This window comes from Vreelandella hamiltonii (assembly GCF_014651795.1).
Classification (GTDB): domain Bacteria; phylum Pseudomonadota; class Gammaproteobacteria; order Pseudomonadales; family Halomonadaceae; genus Vreelandella; species Vreelandella hamiltonii.
In genome coordinates this window covers 102,395-118,471 of record NZ_BMXO01000007.1, presented here as the reverse complement: position 1 = coordinate 118,471, position 16,077 = coordinate 102,395, and the positions used below count along the sequence as shown (strand labels likewise).

Below are 16,077 nucleotides of genomic sequence, written 5' to 3'. Positions count from 1 at the left end.
CCTTATTGGCTCAAGCTCGCCAGGCTGGCGGCCAGTAACTGAGTGCCTGCGACAGCGTCGTCGAGGTTGGTGTGCTCATCGGGGTGATGGCTCAGGCCATCGCGGCAGGGTACAAACAGCATGGCCGTCTGGCAGTGCCTGGCGAGATGAATGGCGTCGTGAAAGGCTCCTGATACCAAACGTGGCGCAGCCATGCCCAGTGCGTTTGCTGTGTTATCAAGCAAGGCGGTGAGTGTCGTGGGAAAGGCGACGGGCTCGACGCGCGATATCGGTGTCAGAGTGGCTTGGCAACCCGCCCAGGTTTGCTGAGCGAGCTGATTGAATTCGGCTTCCAGTGCTTTTAGCGTGGCCGCTTCTGGGTGGCGTAAGTCGATACTGAAGGTCACTTGGTCGGGAATGGTATTCACCGAACCAGGGCCAACGGCGAACTTGCCAATGGTAAAGCGTACTCGGTCTTCGCTGTCTTTCGCGCTTTCTCGTAATGCCGTGGCCAGTGCGCAGGCGCCCTCTAGCGCATCGCGGCGCATGGCACGCGGGGTGGTGCCTGCGTGGTTAGCGTTTCCAATGACCGTGACTTCAAACCAACTGACGCCTTGAATACCTTCGACAACGCCCACTGCAGCACCGCTGCGCTCCAGAATGGGGCCTTGCTCAATATGCAATTCCAGAAAGGAGTGCATGGGCGTTGCCAAAGGGCGGCGCGGTACACCGGCGGCGTCCAGTTCTGCCAGGCAAGTATCCAAAGCATGCCCAAGGCTTACGCCTTCACTGTCTTTGACTGAGCGCGTTTCCTCCAGGCTACGTACACCACAAAAGACTGCGGAACCGGAGGTGCCTGGTGAGAAGCGCGCGCCTTCTTCATTGGTCCAGCTCACCAGTGATAGCGGGCGGCGTGGAGCAAACCCCGCTCGTTTTAGCGCGCGAAGCGCCTCCAGCCCGGACAGCACGCCCAGCGCCCCATCGTACTTGCCGCCGGTCGGCTGGCTGTCCAAGTGACTTCCCGTGACGACGGGATCGAGCGTAGGGTCGCTACCGGGTACGTCGAGAAACACGTTGCCGATGGCGTCCACGCTTGCCGTTGCCCCCAGTGCACTGGCCTGCTCAATGAGCCAAAGCCTGGCCCTGGTATCGTTATCGTCGAGCGCAAGGCGCGCCACACCACCATCTGAACGAGCACCAAATTTGGCCACCGTTGCCAAGTCATTGGCTAAACGCTCTGGGTCGACTGCGCCTGCTATCGCCTTGATGTCGACCAATGCGCGGTCAGCTGGATACGGGGTATGGCTTTGCATGGGGCTCTCCTGACGGATTTGTTATTCGTAGACTTCGAAATGTACCTCGACAGGCACACAGTCTGCACCGTTGATGGGAATGATGTCTTGCGGGCAGGCGGACATTGCGACAATACAGTCCATCTCAGCGCGCAGCTCGACATAGTCGCCAGCTTTTGAAACGGGTGGGCACCAGTCGACCTTCATCTGCGCATTCACGGGAATGTTCATCCATAAATTGAGCGGCTGGGGCACCTCGGGGACATCTACGCCGATGGCTTTCATGGCTAACCTCAGGTTATCGGCGCAGCTGTCGTGATAGCCCTCGACACCCAGAGTCATATAGCGGAACAGGTCGCAGGCGGCCATCAGCGTATCGTGAATGCCTGGTGAGGTGTCGGCGGTAAGGGTCATGATCGGACGGCGACGATTGCTGATCAGTGGGTCGCCTACCTGGGGAATAAGCGCGCTCAGCCAGGCACGGCCGTGCTCCCAGGACATGAACTCGTTGATGTTATCGGTGCTGAACGCCCAGGTATCACACACTTGGGTGCCGTGCGTATTGATGATACGGATGGTTTGCCCAGCCTTTAAACGTACCGCTCGCCCGCCACGGGCGGCGACTTCGTAACGTTTGCCTAACACTGGCGTACCATCAGGGGAGATGGGGTTTTCAAGGCTGTGGTTATGGCCGCAAGGTTCGCTGTTACTGCGCGGCAGTTGCTCGATGCGGGCGTGGTCAAAGCGTGTATCAGAGTTCATGTGATGCTCCAGGGGAGTGAACGATGTTTCGGTGGCAGAATCAGTCGATATGGCGCTCGCGCCAGGTGTTGAGAAACTGTTGAAGGCGTTCGCTTTTGGGTTGACGGAATAGCGTGTTGGGAGGGCCGCTCTCTACTACGCGACCTTGATCCATAAAAATCACGCGATCAGCAACTTTGGCGGCAAAGCCCATTTCGTGGGTAACAATCACCATGGTCATGCCGTCTGCGGCAAGCGCTTTCATGACATCCAGCACTTCGCCGACCAATTCAGGGTCAAGCGCCGACGTGGGTTCATCGAAGAACATGACGCGGGGCTTCATGGCCAGGGCTCGGGCAATGGCCACGCGCTGCTTCTGGCCACCGGAGAGACTTTCTGGAAAGTGCCCTGCGCGGTCAGCAAGGCCCACCTGTTCGAGCATGGTCATGCCAGCTACATCAGCATCGCTGCGAGACAGCCCATTGACCAGACGCAACGCTTCGGTGACGTTCTCAAGTGCCGTGCGGTGGGGCCATAGATGAAAGTGCTGGAACACCATGCCCACTGGGGCGCGCACTTCGTCCACGCGCCTTTCGCTGGTGCGCACACGCTTGCCGCTACGATCCTCATAGCCCAATAATTGGCCGTCGATATAGACGCTGCCGTGATCGTAGGGCTCCAAAAAAGCCAGACAGCGCAGCAGGGTGGATTTACCAGAACCGGAAGGGCCTATCACACAGACCACTTCGGAAGGCGCAAGGCTGAAGTCGATGTTGGACAGCACTTCCAGCTCGCCAAACTGCTTACTGATACCGTGAGCCTCGACAATAGCTTTGCGAGGGCTAGGCGAAGGTATCGAGAGGGTCTCAGCCGTTGGCATGGGCAGGGTCCTTGTGGGCGTTCTTGTGAGAGCTCTTGTGAAAGGTGTGGCGTGGTCGACGATTGGCCAAGCGTTTTTCCAGCGCATAGCCACCTCGGGCGACCAGTTCAATCATTAGCCAGTAAAGCAATGCAACCGCCAAGTAGGGTTCGATGACCTGGAACGTCTGATTGACGATCGTGGTAGCGTTTTTGGTCAGATCATCCACTGAAATGATCGAAATCAGAGCAGACTCTTTCACCAGGATGATCAGCTGGTTGGTGCTTGGCGGTACGATCAGGCGGGCCATTTGAGGAATCTGAATGCGTATTAGCGCGTGCCAAGGGGAGATGCCGAGCATTCGCGCTGCCTCCAGTTGGCCTTTGGGAATGGATTTGAAGCCACCACGGTAAATTTCCGCGAAGTAGCCTGCGCCATACAGCCCAATACCGAAGACACCGGCAACTTCGGCATCAAGCCTCAGACCAACACTGGGGCCGCCGTAATAGAGCAAAAACAGCAGAATAAGTAACGGTGTGCCACGGCATATCTCCACGTAGCAAGCTACTGGATATCCGAAAAGGCGTGGGTTAGCCAGCCGTAGCGCCGCTAATACCAGCCCCCAAGAAAGGGCGAGTAAGCAGCCTAAAAAACATATCCATAGCGTATTCCACAGTCCTTGCAGAATCAGGCCGCGCATTTCCCAAAGCAGGGCAATATCGAACATGACGGACACTCCCCTATTCGGTGGCTAGGCCGCCGTTCATACGGCGTTCCAGGTAAGCACTGATGCGTGCCAGTACAAGATTGACGGCGAGATACAGCATGGCCGCAGCAAGGTAGGTCTCTAGCGGCTGAAAAGTACGCGACACGATCTGTTCGCTGACACGCATGAGCTCCGTCACCGCAATCACTGAAATCAGCGACGAGTTTTTGAGAATCGTGATGATCTCGTTGGTCAAGGGCGGCAAGGTCAGGCGAAACACCTGGGGCATGATGATGCGCCGCCGTATTTGCCAAATGGAGATGCCTGCCATACGTGCCGCTTCTATCTGCCCTATGGGAATATGGCTGATACCACTGCGGAAGATTTCCGCCTGAAAGGCCGTTGTATTGAGCGTTAACGTCAAAATAGCGGCTGAAATGGGTGCGATCTCAATACCGATGTCGGGCAGCAAGTAATAGACCAACAACAGTTGCAACAAAATGGGGGTGCCACGCCAAAAACTGCGGTAAAGCCCGCAAGGCCAACGTACCAAGCGGTAACGGCTGGTCAAGCCAAAGGCCAGCAAAACGCCAAGTACCAACCCCAGCGCGATGGCGGAAAGCGAGACCACCAGAGTGGTGGTCAAGCCTTTGAGCAGCACAGGGTAGTGGTTGAGTAGAATCTCAAACATGGTGCACCCTTAAAGAGAAACGAATCGGCTATACGAACTGCGTGCCGTCTTACTCGGTCGCTGGCAGTTCCAAAGGCAGATCCATCGGGCCACCGAACCATTTTTCCTGTAGCTCATTGAGTGTGCCGTCTTCATTGAGGCGTTGAATTTGCTCATCCATAAACGCATTCAGCGAAGCGCTTTCTTCGTCGTTACGCCCAGCCCAGCTGAAATAGACCGGATCGCCGAAGGTGCCGACTACTTCAAATACCTCTGGACGAGTACGTTCGGCTTCGAGCAGATTGGGCAAGCTGTTGATGACCACATCGACACGACCGGTACCCAGCTCAGCGTAGGCTTCATCGACGCCTGTGTAGGTTCGTATGTTGGCAATGGGTGTACCTGCCTCTTCAAGTTCAGCCGCCAAGGCTTCCAGAGCGGCCAACTGGGCAGAGCCCGATTGAGCGGCGGCTACTTTGCCAGCAAGGTCTTCAGGTGAGTTGATGTTCTCTTCGCCAGCGCGTTTTAGAATGGCCATGGTGGCATCGGCAATAGGAGCGCTCAGGTGGTAGCGCTCCATACGCTCCGGGGTGGCGGTGACCGAGGTAATCACGTAGTCGAAGCGTTCGCGCTCCAGGCCCGGCAAAATACCTTGCCAAGGTAGATCCATACGGATCAGCTCGACGCCTTCCAGCTCTTCCATGATGTATTCCATGATATCGGCGGAGTAGCCGACGATTTCGCCGTCTTCTATATATTCAAACGGGGCGAAGCGTGCTTCCGTGCCTACGGTGAAAGTACCATCAGAGCGTATGTCTTCTAGCAAATCACTATGGGCAGTGGAGGCAAAGCTGACGCCAAGTAGGAGACCTGCAGTAATCGTTGGAATGCGTTGCATGGGGATGCTCCTCAGAGTGGTGATACTCGAATCAAAAGGCGAAGGCCTGTTGAACAAGAACACCTTGAGTAAAGCAGGCGCTATGCAACAATAAAACTGTTATCTTTAGATGTTCGTACCCATTTTATTGATGTGATTTGCACTAACGTAGGGCACGCTAATGAAGCTCTCAGCCGCCGATCTCAAGAGCCTTTCCGTTTTCCTTGCGGTGACCGAACATCGTGGTTTTGCCGGTGCACAAACAGCGCTGCATATGAGTCAATCCGCTATCAGCTTCCACATTCGGGCACTCGAGGAGCGGGTAGGGTTCACCGTATGCCACCGGGGTCGACAAGGATTTGAGCTGACTGAGCGGGGTGCCATCGTATACGAGCGCGCAAAGATGTTGCTTTCATCCGTAGACGATTTTGACAGCGAGATGAGCGAGTTGCGTAGTGCGGTTTACGGAACATTGCGCTTGGGTGTGGTGGATAACACCATCATGGATATCGATCTTGATCTGCAGGGCGTAATTGGTGAGTTTCTGCGCAAAAACCCTAAAGCACGGCTCAATATTACGGTAGGCAGTCCTGACCGCTTGATCGGGGAAATCGCCAATGGTGCCGTGCAACTCGGTATCTTGCCGGAAACGGCGCAGATGGAAGGCTTGCAGCATCGGCAGGTCTATACCGAGGTACACGGGATGTACTGTGCAACAAGGCATCCGCTTTTTCATCATGATAGCGCCCAGTTAACAGTTGCTGATGTGATCAAGTTTCCCTTCGTAGTTCGTCCTTATGCCAATTTGCAAGAACTGAAAAGCTTTCCCAATGCCAAGGTGGGTGCCCATGCCTCCAATATGGAGGCGCAGGCGCTGCTTATTCTAAGCGGTCATTTTATTGGAAACTTGCCCCATTATTATGCCAACCATTGGGTAGAGAGAGGGGAGCTCAAAGCGCTCTTGCCGGACCAGGTCGAGATTGCGTCACCTTTTTGTGTGGTGACTCGGGCTGGGCGTCGTCCATCGCTCATTGTGAGAAGCTTCATTCAGGAACTGGTGGCCAAGCTTTGGCAGAAGTCGCATCTCGTCGAGGAATATAAAGGAGATGAACTGCTGGCTCATGCTGCCACGATGGCTGATAAACCGCCCCCTAGTGGGCATTGAGCCTCATGGTTCCCTTGCCCACCAGAACGGCGTGCCCTCCCACTTGCACATGCCCAGCTTCGAGATGGCCATTCGCAGCCGTTTCGATGATGCTGGGACGGCCCATTTCAATGCCTTGATGAATCGTGCAATGCAGTGCGTCGCTGGTGAGCGATGCCAGATAGTGGGTCAGGGCGGCGGCGGCACTGCCGGTTGCGGGGTCTTCGCAAAGGCTGGCATGCATGCAGAACATGCGGCTACGAATCACCGTGCGGGTCGCCTCGTGTCGTTCGATGACGTAAAGATAAACTTGGGGGGCCTCGCTGGTCATCACGGCACTGGCCCAAAGTGCCGATGAAATATGGACGCTCTCCAGCGCCTTCACATCGGCCAGCTCGATCAAATGAAAGTGCAGCCCCAGGGAGGCCATGACGGGGTCGCCTATCACCTGATGGATATCGAGCCCCAGCAGCTCAACGGCCGTCAGCCGGTCGATCGGGCTGGCGGCCAGTAGGGCTGGTTGCGACGTCGTGAACATGGCCTGGCCGTTTTCGTAGCGAACCGTCAGCGCACCAATGGGTGGGTGAAGCACCAGGGGGTGAGCGGGGTTGGCGAGTTCCAATGCTGCCAGCAAGTGTGCGGCACCCACTGTTGGGTGGCCTGCAAACGGGAGTTCTCTCGTCGGCGTGAAAATCCGCATTGGATAGTGGTTCGGTTGCGTGGCGGCACTCAAAAACACCGTTTCTGCCAGATTCAGTTCATTGGCCAAGGCCTGCATGGTGGAGGTGTCCAATTCATCGGACGCCAGAAAAACCGCGAGCGGGTTGCCGGTAAATGGCTGCTCGGTAAAGACGTCCAGCAGGTAGTAGTCAGCACTTTTCATGGGGAGTCTCCTCAAGGGACGTATGTTTCCAGAACGCTTTATGGCCTTCTTGGGCTGCCTGGGCGCGGGTGATACCAATATCCTCGAGCAGCCGGTCATCCAGGGTCAGTAGCTGGCGGCGGCTACGGCGGTAGTGGCGGTACTGATGCAGTTGGAGACGTAGCTGACAGCGGAGCTGGGCAAGACTGAAGCGTGGCATGGCGAATCCTCCAGGGGCATGGCGATGGGCTGCAGGACTAGATTATTCGGCGCCGTTTTTTTGATACAGACATAGGTTTTTTTATTTTTAAGATACAGATGGGCGTGTTATACCTCTGTATGGCAGTTGGGCACGCCATCTGTATGGTAGGGTGGGCTATAAGAAGGGGATTGTCATGACGCGCTATGAAGAAGTCGCCGCTATCCTGCGCGAGCGTATCGAGCACGGTATCTACCGTGTGGGCGACCGCCTGCCCTCCATTCGAGCGGTGTGCCAGGAGCTGGACGTGAGTATCTCGACGGCCCAGGAAGCCTACCGGCAACTGATGGATGTGGCGTTGATCGAGTCGCGGCCCAAGTCGGGTTACTTCGTGCTGCCGAGCCGAGCACCCTCGGTGCTGCCGTCCATGTCGCGGCCTGCCCAGCGGCCGCTGGACATCTCTCAATGGGATCAGGTGCTGGAGCTCGTGGCTACCCAGCGCGATGATCAGCGGCTGCTGTTGGGGCGGGGAGTGCCTAACCTGGAGTACGAGACGCTGCGCCTGCTCTCCAGAATCTTGGCGGGTCTTCACCGTCGCAATGATCTGCATGGTTTCAACTATGACAAGCTGAGCGGCAGTCCCGAGCTGCGCCAGCAAGTCGCCAGGCTCGCGGTCGCGTCTGGCTGCCTGCTGCATCCAGATGATCTGCTGATCACCACGGGCTGTCAGGAAGCGCTGGCTATTGCCTTGCGCACGCTGACACAGCCCGGCGATGTGGTGGCCGTCGACTCGCCCAGTTTTTACGGCACCATGCAGATTTTGAAAGCCAATGGTCTGAAGGCATTGGAAATCCCCACTGATCCGCAAACGGGCATCAGCCTTGAGGCGCTGGAGCTGGCGTTGGAGCAGTGGCCGATCCGCGCCATACAGGTCACGCCCACCTACAATAACCCGTTGGGGTACACCATGCCGGAGGCTCGCAAGCGGGCGCTGTTTCAGCTTGCCCAGCGTTTCGATGTGGCGATTATCGAAGACGATATTTACGGTGACTTGTCCTTTAGCCTGCCAAGACCGCGCACCGTGAAATCCTTCGATGACGATGGCCGCGTGATGTTGTGCAGCGGCTTTTCCAAAACGGTGGGGCCGGGGCTACGGGTGGGCTGGCTGGCGCCGGGGCGTTATCGCGATCAGGCGCTGCACATGAAATACGTCTCCACCGGTGCTTCAGCCACGCTGCCCCAACTGGCCGTGGCGGAGTTCGTTGCCAAAGGGCATTACGAGCGGCACCTGCGCCACGTGACCCGGCAATACCAGCGCCAGCGAGACGTCATGATCGGTTGGGTGCAGCGCTACTTCCCGCCTGGTTCGGGCATCAGCTACCCCCAGGGCAGCTTCCTGCTATGGGTAGAGTTACCCGCCGCGGTGGATTGCGTGAAGCTCAATCAGCGTCTGGCGCAGCATGCCATCCACGTGGCGCCGGGCTCGCTGTTCTCCGCCTCCGGCAAGTTCCGCCAGTGCCTGCGGCTGAACTATGCGTTTACGCTCACTCCCGCCATCGAAGACGCGGTGCGCACCGTCGGGAATATGGCGACAGAGATGGTGGAAGAAGTGCAGGCGCATGAGACGGTATAGTTTTATATCCGCTTGTTTTCATTTATATGCTCGTCGAGGTAGCTGGCCATGCATTGCCATGCTCTCACCTACCGGACCTTCGGTAATCCGCTTGAAACATTGAACATGGAAACGGCTGAGGTGCCTGATCTGAGCGCGAATAAGCTCAGGGTCAGTATGCTGTGCGCTCCCGTGAATCCCTCTGACCTGATTCCCATCCACGGAGCGTACTCGCATCGCATAGCACTGCCCGCCGTTGCGGGCTACGAAGGCGTAGGGCGCGTGATGGAGGCACCTCAAGCGTATGCTTCGCTGATCGGAAAACGTGTGCTTCCACTACGCGGTGAAGGCACTTGGCAGACGCTTGTGGATTGTGACCCTGCGTTTGCCGTGCCTGTCCCGGATGACATTCCTGATGCTGTGGCTGCACGGGCCTACATCAATCCCCTGGCAGCCTTGACGATGCTGGAAATGTGGCCTGTCAGGGGCAAGCGTGTGCTGCTCACTGGCGCGGGTTCGAATTGCGCGGAATACCTGGGAACGTGGGCCTACCAGCATGGGGCTCGTGAAGTCATTGGGGTATATCGCTCCGAGAGCCGAGCCGCCCGCCTCGAACAGCTGGGTATTCGGACGCTATCTCTTCAGGATACGTCGCAGATCACCCATGTGGCGCGCGTGTCCGATGTGGTCTTTGACGCCTTGGGCGGTCCAGTGGCCTCGAACATTCTGCAGTCAATGGCGCCTGGTGCGATGTTTATCGCCTATGGGTTATTGACGGGGCAGGCTGTTCAATTGGATGGCAAACCTCGCGCTCATTACAGAAGGTTTCATCTGCGCGATAGCTTGGCCAGGATGCCTGCAGACACCTGGCAGCATCAGTTCCTGGCCATCTGGAAGCTGCTGAGCCAGCTAGAGATGCCGAATTATCGCGTGTTTGCATGGCAGGATTGGCAGCGAGCGGTCGAGGCGGTGCTGCAGCCACAGAGCCAGAAAAGCCTATTGGACTTTACTCGCCTGGCGTAGGCGATGATGACCGTAGCAAATCAGCCCGGGCGCTGAAACTGCCTGCGCGCCTGCTCCACCTGTTCGCGTGTGATGCAGTGGAGCGAGTGGTCGTTGAGCAGCCCCATGGCCTGCATAAAGGCGAACGCCGTGGTGGGGCCGAAGAATTTCCAGCCGCGTTTTTTCAGCTCCTTCGCCATGGCGATGGATTCTGGTGAGGTGGTCTGCGATTGAGGGGCCACGGTGTCGCTGGGCTCATAGCGCCAGAAGAACGCCGCCAGCGACCCTTCCTGCTCGACCATCTCCTGGGCGCGCTGGGCGTTATTGATGGTGGCTTCGATTTTGCCACGATGACGAATGATGCCCGCGTCTTGCAGTAAGCGCTCCACGTCCTGTTCGCCAAAGAGGGCTACCTGATGAAAATCGAAGTGGTGAAAAGCGGCGCGAAAGTTGTCGCGCTTATTGAGGATCGTGCGCCAGCTGAGCCCCGACTGAAAGCTTTCCAGGCAAAGTTTTTCGAACAGGCGCTGGTCGTTATCGACCGGAAACCCCCACTCCTGGTCGTGGTACGGCAGGAATTCCGGCGCTCCTGCGCACCACTGGCAGCGGGGTTGCCCATCCGGGGCGATAAAGCCGTTCGTCATCAGTCGTGTACCGTGGTGGTCAGAGGATCAGGCAAACCATTCCCGAGCGGTGCGCCACAGGCACATGCCGGTGAAGTAGACCGATGTCAGCACCCAGCCCCACAAGGCCCAGGCGGCATGGGTGGGGTTCGAGAGAATCAGCGAAGTCGTGCAGACACACCACACCAGCGTGACCGTGATGTTCAGCGGCATGAATTGCCGTACCCGGAAAGGGTGCAGAAACTTCATGCGGGTGACGGTGAGGGCCGCCATGAGCAGAATGATCGCGAAGGTGACAAACGGCGGAAAATCAAGAATGTAGAAGTAGGCGGCGATGATGTTCCAGGCAGCAGGAAAACCGACAAAGTAGTTGTCCTGGCTTTTCATGTTCACGTTGCAAAAGCAGAACATGGAGGAGAGCAGGATGATGAAGACCGAGAGCAGTTCGAAGTGGGTGGGCAGCTCGACGAAAAAGTAGATGAACAGCGCCGGGATGAATGCCCAGGTGAGATAGTCGATCACCATATCCAGCGTGGAGCCATCGAAGTGGGGCAGAATGGTCTTCACTTCATACTTGCGCGCCAGGGTGCCGTCCAGGCCGTCTACCATCATGGCGGCGCCTAGCCACAGCAGGCAGGCCACGGGGTTGTTATCGATCAGCGCCAACAGCGCCATGGTGCCCAGCAAGACACCGCTGGCAGTGAAGACATGCACGCTCCAGGCCTTGTAGACCGAGGCGCGCGATTCTGTGTGTGAAGAGAGCAATTGAGCCACCTTGACCCCATGGGGAACGGCCGTTCCCTTTCTATCAGGTTTATAAATGAGCGTATAAAGAACGCTACACTACTACAAGAGTGCCCCCCTAGAATACGTTGGTCTTGTGACCATCGCGGGAAAGTGGCGTGTCGGGAGTGCGGGTTTGATGGGCCAGATACGCGTTGCTCAGCCACTGTCCTGCCCAGGCCAGGGTCTGTTCGTTGGCACTGGCATAGCCAAGCACCAAACCGAATCGCTTGTTGGCGGAAAGGTAGTAATGTGACAGTGGCGACAGTGTAATGCCCGCTTGGGCAGCATGACTGACCAGAGCCGTTTCCTCCTCGATACTGCTCAGCTCGGCCAGCAAGTGCATGCCAGCATGCCCCTCCGATAACCGTAAACCTGCCGCAACGGCGGGGGCCAGGGCGGCGCGTAAACAGCTTTGGCGGTGACGGTAGGCCGTCCGCATGCGGGTGATGTGGCGGGTGAAGTGGCCACTGGCCATGAAGGCGGCCAGTGCCGACTGGAGTGGGTAGTGACCCTCTCGATGTAAACGGGCCTGGGCCCGGCACACATCGGGAGCGAGTTCAGGCGGGGCGACCAGATAGCCCAGGCGCAAACCGGGATACAGGACTTTGCTGAACGTGCCCACATAAATGACCGGCGCCTGCTCGGTCAGCCCCTGGAGTGATGGGAGCGGTGGGGTGTCATAGCGAAACTCACTGTCGTAATCGTCTTCGATGATCCATCCACCGCAGCGTTCGGCGACGTCCAGCAGTGCCAACCGACGAGTGACGGGCATGGTCACGCCGGTGGGGTATTGATGGGAGGGGGTGGTATAGATCAGTCGAGGGGCGGGAGCACTCTTTTCGCCCAGAGCCGGGTCGAGCCCATCGGCATCAACGGGAACGGGCGTGACATCGAGCCCAGCTGCCAGAAAGCAGGCTTTGGCACCGCCGTAGCCAGGCTCTTCCATCCAGACCGCGTCGTCAGGGTCGGTCAGTAGCTGGGTGATCAGCTCGAAGGCTTGCTAGTGATGATGACCTGTTCAGGCTGGCAGCGTACCGCTCGAGAGAGCCTCAGGTAGTCGCTGATCGCCACTTTCAATGCTGCCAGCCCGCCGTCGGTCTGATAATCCATCCACGCTACATCGGCGTTGCGCTGATGCTGGCGCACAAGCCGTTGCCACTGCGCTTCAGGAAACAGGTCCAGGGCGGGTACGCCGGGTGAGAACGCCCGGTAGCCGTTGCTGAGCGTCTTGCTCAGCGCCAATAGGGTGCGCCCGCGGGAAGAGTAGTGAACGGCCTTTGGAGGCGGTGCGGTCTCGGTATCCAGCACGCGAGGCAACTGCGCTACGTAAAGCCCCGCCCCTTGGCGTGCCACCAGCAGCCCCTCGGCCAGCAGCCTGTCCGTTGCCGCGAGGACGGTATTGCGGCTGACGCCCAGCGCATCCGACATGTGACGTGACGAAGGCAGCCGCTGGCCCGCCGTGAGTTTACCCTGGCGTACCCACTCCTTGAGCGGATGGTATAGCCGCTGACTGAGTGATCGCGTTGCGTGTTGATGCATGCGCAAGGCCAATGCGTCGATGATCCAGTCACTGTCGCTGGCGCTCTGTTTCACTGGTTCTCCTGAAAGGGTGCAAAGTGGCTCTTTTTAAGGAACCACTATAGCGGCAGACTGGGGCATTACTCCATGACTATCGAGGCAATGACATGACCCAGATTCGTCCAGCGGTGTTTGATGACTTGGCTCCCTTGAGTGAGCTGCTCGATGGCTATCGCCAATTTTACCAACAGCCCAGCGACTTGCCGGCTGCACGGAGGTTTCTCGAATTGCGGATGGGGCTGGGCGACTCCTACATTCTCGTCAGTGAGGCGAGCGATGGCTCACTGACAGGGTTCGTGCAGCTCTATCCGGGTGTTTCCACCGTGGGGCTGAATGCTCGGTGGACGCTCAATGACCTCTTCGTGCAGCCAGCGTCGCGCACGCAAGGCACCGGCAGAGCGTTGATGGAAGCCGCCGCCAGGCTGGCCCAGGAGCATGGAGTCGCACGCTTGATCCTCATGACACAGGTAGAGAATCAGCGCGCCCAAGCGCTTTACGAGTCACTGGGCTGGCAGCGCAATACGGCGTTTTATGGCTATTTGCTCGACATAAAGTAAACGTTTTTACACTCCCACTTAGTGGATGGTTTTTGCCGCAAGCCCTAACCAAGCCATGGTGGCGTCACGATGCGTGCGGGCTCCCGCTGCATGATGATGTCACCGTGGCGGACGGAGAGCAGTACGTCACCCTGGTTGCGTAGCACGCTGTAGTCGTCTTCTCCATCCAGCAGGTTGAAGCTGGCGGGTTTGCCCACCTCGATACCATAACGTGCCTCGATGTTGAGCGTGCGGGCGCTGTTGTCGGTGATCAGCGACAGCGCCTGGCTGAAGTCCTGATAGCCCATCATCTGGCAGATATGCAGGCCAAAATCCAGCGTTCGCAGCAGTTTGCCGTTGCCCAGCGAGTACCAGGGGTCGAAGATGGAGTCTTCGGCAAAACAGACGTTGATACCGGCTTCGTTGAGTTCCTTGACGCGTGTCACGCCGCGCCGTTTGGGATAGGTGTCGAAGCGCCCTTGCAGGTGGATGCTCTCGGTGGGGCAGGAAATGAAGTTGATGCCCGAACGCTTGAGCAGCAGAAACAGCTTCGAACAGTAGGCGTTGTCGTAGGAGTGCATGGCGGTGGTGTGGCTGGCGGTCACGCGGCTGCCCAGCTCATGAAACAGTGCCTCACAGGCGAGCACTTCGAGAAACCGCGAGTTGGGATCATCGATTTCGTCGCAGTGTACATCCACCAGGCGGTCGTACTTGATGGCCAGTTCGATGACGCGCTTCATGGACGCCACGCCCAACTCTCGTGTGTACTCGAAGTGAGGAATGCCGCCTACCACATCGGCGCCAAACTCCAGCGCCTCTTCCATGAGCTTGTCGCCGCCAGGGTAAGAGAGCAGGCCATCCTGTGGAAAGGCCACCACCTGAATGTCGATTTTGTCCTTCAGCTCGTCTCGCAGTGTGCAAAGGGTTTTCAGGCCTACCAGGCTGGGGTCGCTGGTGTCGGCATGGGTGCGCACGAACTGCACGCCGTTGCCGATCAACAGGTTGAGGGTCTTCAGTACGCGCTCCCGAATGTCCGCCTCGTCGAGCAACGGTTTACGCTCCCCCCAGCGTTCGATGCCCTCGAACAGCGTGCCGCTCTGGTTCCAGTGAGGCTCGCCAGCGGTCAGGGCCGCATCCAGGTGGATATGCGGCTCGATAAACGGCGCACACAGCAGTTTGCCGCCCGCATCCCTCTGGCCTTCGCCTGCCGTTTGCGGCGCATCCTGAGCGGTGATTGCGGTGAAGACGCCGTTCTCGATGTCCAGCCGATAAAGCCCAGGGCGTTGGCGAAGGCGGGCATTGATGATCTGCATGTTCATAAACAGGTGCTCACTTATTGTTTGGCCGTCGATGGGAAGCTATCACCCAGCGTAGCGTGCTTCATACGTAGCAGCACGGCGTAGCTGCCTGCCGCGACTGCGACTCCCACCAGCGGCGGTAGTAACGGAGAAAAATAGGCAGCCCCGGCACCAATGGCATAGGCGGCGAGGCCACGCCGATTGAAATTGGGTAGCTGCGCATAGGCCAAAGCAGGGTAGCGGCCTCGGTGCTTGAGCCAAAAATCAGCCATGATCACTCCGCCCATGGGAGGGATAAACGTGCCGAGCAGCACCAGAAATGGAATGAGCAGGTTGTACATGCCACCTACCGCCAGCACGGTACCAATGGCGGCGCCGCTGACGGTGACCAAGCGGCGCTTTTCGGTGCGCAGCAAGTTGCATCCCGCCACGGCGAAGTTGTAAATCGTGTTGTCCTGGGTCGTCCATATGTTCAGGAACAGCATCAATACCGCGAGGGAGAGAAAGCCTTGGGCAATGAGAACATCGACGATATCTGCCTGCTGGTAAATCATCGTGCCCAAGGCACCGGTCAGCACCATCAATCCATTGCCAATGAAAAAAGCGCCCAGCGTTGCGATCACCGCAACTTTCGGCGTCTTGGCAAAGCGACTCCAGTTGGTCGCCTGGGTGCCACCGCTGATGAAGGTACCGATAATCACGGTGATCGCCGCTGCGACACTCATACTTTCCGTTGGCGTTTGCTGGCTTAATCCTGCAAAGCCGCGCACATCGACCAGCCCGGTGAACAGGCTGATCAAGATGAAGAGCATCATGGCGGGTACGGCGAAGCGCGACAGCCAGTCCATGCCTCGATAGCCGATCATGGCGGTCACGCAGAATCCAAAGCCAAACAGCACCATCAAGGGGATTTCCAGCCATTCAGGCATCCCCGTGGTGCGTACCAGCACCAGGGCTATCGTGGCGGTTCCCCAGGCGTACCAACCAATCTGGGTGAAGCCGAGGATAATGTCAGAGAGTTTGCTGCCTTTTTCGCCGAAGCAGAACCGCCCCATCAGGACGGCATTCAGGCCGCTCTGGCAGGCGATATAAGCCAGCGTTGCTGCGTAGATACCCAGTAGCAGGTTGCCTGCCACGATAATCCACAGTAACTGGCCAATCGGGAAGGCTTGGCCCAGGGAGCCACCCGCCCACATGGTGGCGGTGAAAAAGGTAAAGCCAAGCAGTACCGCTGAGGTAGAGAGTAGCCCTTTCCGAGCTTGGAGGGGTACTTCGCTAAGTGGGTAGTCTGAATGGTGCATCTTTTTCCCCTT

16 protein-coding genes and 1 pseudogene are annotated in these 16,077 nt (G+C 57.9%); 4 read left to right on the top strand and 13 right to left on the bottom strand.

Annotated features, from left to right (window positions below):
* Positions 1-2: 2 nt before the first annotated feature.
* From IE061_RS09205 to IE061_RS09180, 6 genes are read right to left on the bottom strand one after another with little or no spacing between them, the layout of a single operon-like run.
* Complete coding sequence (locus IE061_RS09205; RefSeq protein WP_193461467.1) at positions 3-1,292, bottom strand: M20 family metallo-hydrolase; 1,290 nt, start codon at positions 1,290-1,292, stop codon at positions 3-5.
* Positions 1,293-1,313: 21 nt separating this feature from the next.
* Positions 1,314-2,033: a DUF1989 domain-containing protein gene (locus IE061_RS09200; protein WP_230478424.1), complete on the bottom strand. Its 720-nt coding sequence runs from the start codon at positions 2,031-2,033 to the stop codon at positions 1,314-1,316.
* A gap of 40 nt (positions 2,034-2,073) precedes the next feature.
* The gene (locus tag IE061_RS09195) at positions 2,074-2,892 is read right to left on the bottom strand and encodes an amino acid ABC transporter ATP-binding protein (RefSeq protein ID WP_308429524.1); all 819 of its coding nucleotides are present in this window, start codon (positions 2,890-2,892) and stop codon (positions 2,074-2,076) included.
* Positions 2,879-3,598: an amino acid ABC transporter permease gene (locus IE061_RS09190; RefSeq protein WP_193461466.1), complete on the bottom strand. Its 720-nt coding sequence runs from the start codon at positions 3,596-3,598 to the stop codon at positions 2,879-2,881. Before IE061_RS09190 ends, IE061_RS09195 begins: the two co-directional genes overlap by 14 nt.
* Positions 3,599-3,611: 13 nt before the next feature.
* Positions 3,612-4,268 (bottom strand): amino acid ABC transporter permease, encoded by a 657-nt coding sequence (locus IE061_RS09185; RefSeq protein ID WP_144980790.1) that lies wholly within the window; start codon positions 4,266-4,268, stop codon positions 3,612-3,614.
* A 49-nt stretch (positions 4,269-4,317) separates the two neighbouring features.
* Positions 4,318-5,145 carry a transporter substrate-binding domain-containing protein gene (locus IE061_RS09180; RefSeq protein ID WP_193461465.1) on the bottom strand — a complete coding sequence of 276 codons (828 nt, stop codon included), beginning with the start codon at positions 5,143-5,145 and terminating at the stop codon, positions 4,318-4,320.
* Between the two features lie 160 nt (positions 5,146-5,305).
* Here IE061_RS09180 and IE061_RS09175 point away from each other — a divergent pair, with 160 nt between their 5' ends.
* A complete protein-coding gene (locus IE061_RS09175; RefSeq protein ID WP_193461464.1) occupies positions 5,306-6,289 on the top strand; it encodes a LysR family transcriptional regulator in 984 nt (327 codons plus the stop codon).
* Here the strand turns inward: IE061_RS09175 and IE061_RS09170 are convergent.
* A complete protein-coding gene (locus IE061_RS09170; protein WP_193461463.1) occupies positions 6,276-7,151 on the bottom strand; it encodes a PhzF family phenazine biosynthesis protein in 876 nt (291 codons plus the stop codon). The two genes, IE061_RS09175 and IE061_RS09170, sit on opposite strands and share 14 nt — an antisense overlap.
* Positions 7,138-7,350: a DUF1127 domain-containing protein gene (locus tag IE061_RS09165; RefSeq protein WP_193461462.1), complete on the bottom strand. Its 213-nt coding sequence runs from the start codon at positions 7,348-7,350 to the stop codon at positions 7,138-7,140. Before IE061_RS09165 ends, IE061_RS09170 begins: the two co-directional genes overlap by 14 nt.
* Before the next feature lie 175 nt (positions 7,351-7,525).
* Here IE061_RS09165 and IE061_RS09160 point away from each other — a divergent pair, with 175 nt between their 5' ends.
* Both IE061_RS09160 and IE061_RS09155 read left to right on the top strand, forming a co-directional pair.
* Entirely contained in the window at positions 7,526-8,962 is a 1,437-nt protein-coding gene (locus tag IE061_RS09160) for an aminotransferase-like domain-containing protein (protein ID WP_193461461.1), read from the top strand.
* Between the two features lie 48 nt (positions 8,963-9,010).
* Positions 9,011-9,964 (top strand): zinc-dependent alcohol dehydrogenase family protein, encoded by a 954-nt coding sequence (locus IE061_RS09155; protein WP_193461460.1) that lies wholly within the window; start codon positions 9,011-9,013, stop codon positions 9,962-9,964.
* Between the two features lie 20 nt (positions 9,965-9,984).
* Here the strand turns inward: IE061_RS09155 and IE061_RS09150 are convergent, their stop codons facing one another.
* From IE061_RS09150 to pdxR, 3 genes and pseudogenes are all read right to left on the bottom strand, one after another.
* On the bottom strand, positions 9,985-10,587 hold the full coding sequence (locus tag IE061_RS09150) for a DNA-3-methyladenine glycosylase I (protein WP_193461459.1): 603 nt from the start codon (positions 10,585-10,587) through the stop codon (positions 9,985-9,987).
* Between the two features lie 27 nt (positions 10,588-10,614).
* On the bottom strand, positions 10,615-11,331 hold the full coding sequence (gene pcsA / locus IE061_RS09145; RefSeq protein ID WP_016915175.1) for a phosphatidylcholine synthase: 717 nt from the start codon (positions 11,329-11,331) through the stop codon (positions 10,615-10,617).
* A 97-nt stretch (positions 11,332-11,428) separates the two neighbouring features.
* Positions 11,429-12,891: pseudogene (gene pdxR, locus IE061_RS18315) on the bottom strand (MocR-like pyridoxine biosynthesis transcription factor PdxR).
* A gap of 146 nt (positions 12,892-13,037) precedes the next feature.
* On the opposite strand from pdxR, the gene IE061_RS09135 reads away from it, so the two are divergent.
* Entirely contained in the window at positions 13,038-13,487 is a 450-nt protein-coding gene (locus tag IE061_RS09135; protein ID WP_081138729.1) for a GNAT family N-acetyltransferase, read from the top strand.
* A gap of 44 nt (positions 13,488-13,531) precedes the next feature.
* Here the strand turns inward: IE061_RS09135 and codA are convergent, their stop codons facing one another.
* Positions 13,532-14,785 carry a cytosine deaminase gene (codA, locus tag IE061_RS09130; protein ID WP_016915173.1) on the bottom strand — a complete coding sequence of 418 codons (1,254 nt, stop codon included), beginning with the start codon at positions 14,783-14,785 and terminating at the stop codon, positions 13,532-13,534.
* A gap of 14 nt (positions 14,786-14,799) precedes the next feature.
* Positions 14,800-16,065: a cytosine permease gene (codB, locus tag IE061_RS09125; RefSeq protein WP_193461458.1), complete on the bottom strand. Its 1,266-nt coding sequence runs from the start codon at positions 16,063-16,065 to the stop codon at positions 14,800-14,802.
* Positions 16,066-16,077: the final 12 nt, after the last annotated feature.

Bases quoted from the DNA above. Each gene is read 5' to 3' on its own strand.
- IE061_RS09205 (WP_193461467.1), bottom strand. From the start codon at position 1,292: ATGCAAAGCCATACCCCGTATCCAGCTGACCGCGCATTGGTCGACATC.
- IE061_RS09200 (WP_230478424.1), bottom strand. From the start codon at position 2,033: ATGAACTCTGATACACGCTTTGACCACGCCCGCATCGAGCAACTGCCG.
- IE061_RS09195 (WP_308429524.1), bottom strand. From the start codon at position 2,892: ATGCCAACGGCTGAGACCCTCTCGATACCTTCGCCTAGCCCTCGCAAA.
- IE061_RS09190 (WP_193461466.1), bottom strand. From the start codon at position 3,598: ATGTTCGATATTGCCCTGCTTTGGGAAATGCGCGGCCTGATTCTGCAA.
- IE061_RS09185 (WP_144980790.1), bottom strand. From the start codon at position 4,268: ATGTTTGAGATTCTACTCAACCACTACCCTGTGCTGCTCAAAGGCTTG.
- IE061_RS09180 (WP_193461465.1), bottom strand. From the start codon at position 5,145: ATGCAACGCATTCCAACGATTACTGCAGGTCTCCTACTTGGCGTCAGC.
- IE061_RS09175 (WP_193461464.1), top strand. From the start codon at position 5,306: ATGAAGCTCTCAGCCGCCGATCTCAAGAGCCTTTCCGTTTTCCTTGCG.
- IE061_RS09170 (WP_193461463.1), bottom strand. From the start codon at position 7,151: ATGAAAAGTGCTGACTACTACCTGCTGGACGTCTTTACCGAGCAGCCA.
- IE061_RS09165 (WP_193461462.1), bottom strand. From the start codon at position 7,350: ATGCCACGCTTCAGTCTTGCCCAGCTCCGCTGTCAGCTACGTCTCCAA.
- IE061_RS09160 (WP_193461461.1), top strand. From the start codon at position 7,526: ATGACGCGCTATGAAGAAGTCGCCGCTATCCTGCGCGAGCGTATCGAG.
- IE061_RS09155 (WP_193461460.1), top strand. From the start codon at position 9,011: ATGCATTGCCATGCTCTCACCTACCGGACCTTCGGTAATCCGCTTGAA.
- IE061_RS09150 (WP_193461459.1), bottom strand. From the start codon at position 10,587: ATGACGAACGGCTTTATCGCCCCGGATGGGCAACCCCGCTGCCAGTGG.
- IE061_RS09135 (WP_081138729.1), top strand. From the start codon at position 13,038: ATGACCCAGATTCGTCCAGCGGTGTTTGATGACTTGGCTCCCTTGAGT.
- codA (WP_016915173.1), bottom strand. From the start codon at position 14,785: ATGAACATGCAGATCATCAATGCCCGCCTTCGCCAACGCCCTGGGCTT.
- codB (WP_193461458.1), bottom strand. From the start codon at position 16,065: ATGCACCATTCAGACTACCCACTTAGCGAAGTACCCCTCCAAGCTCGG.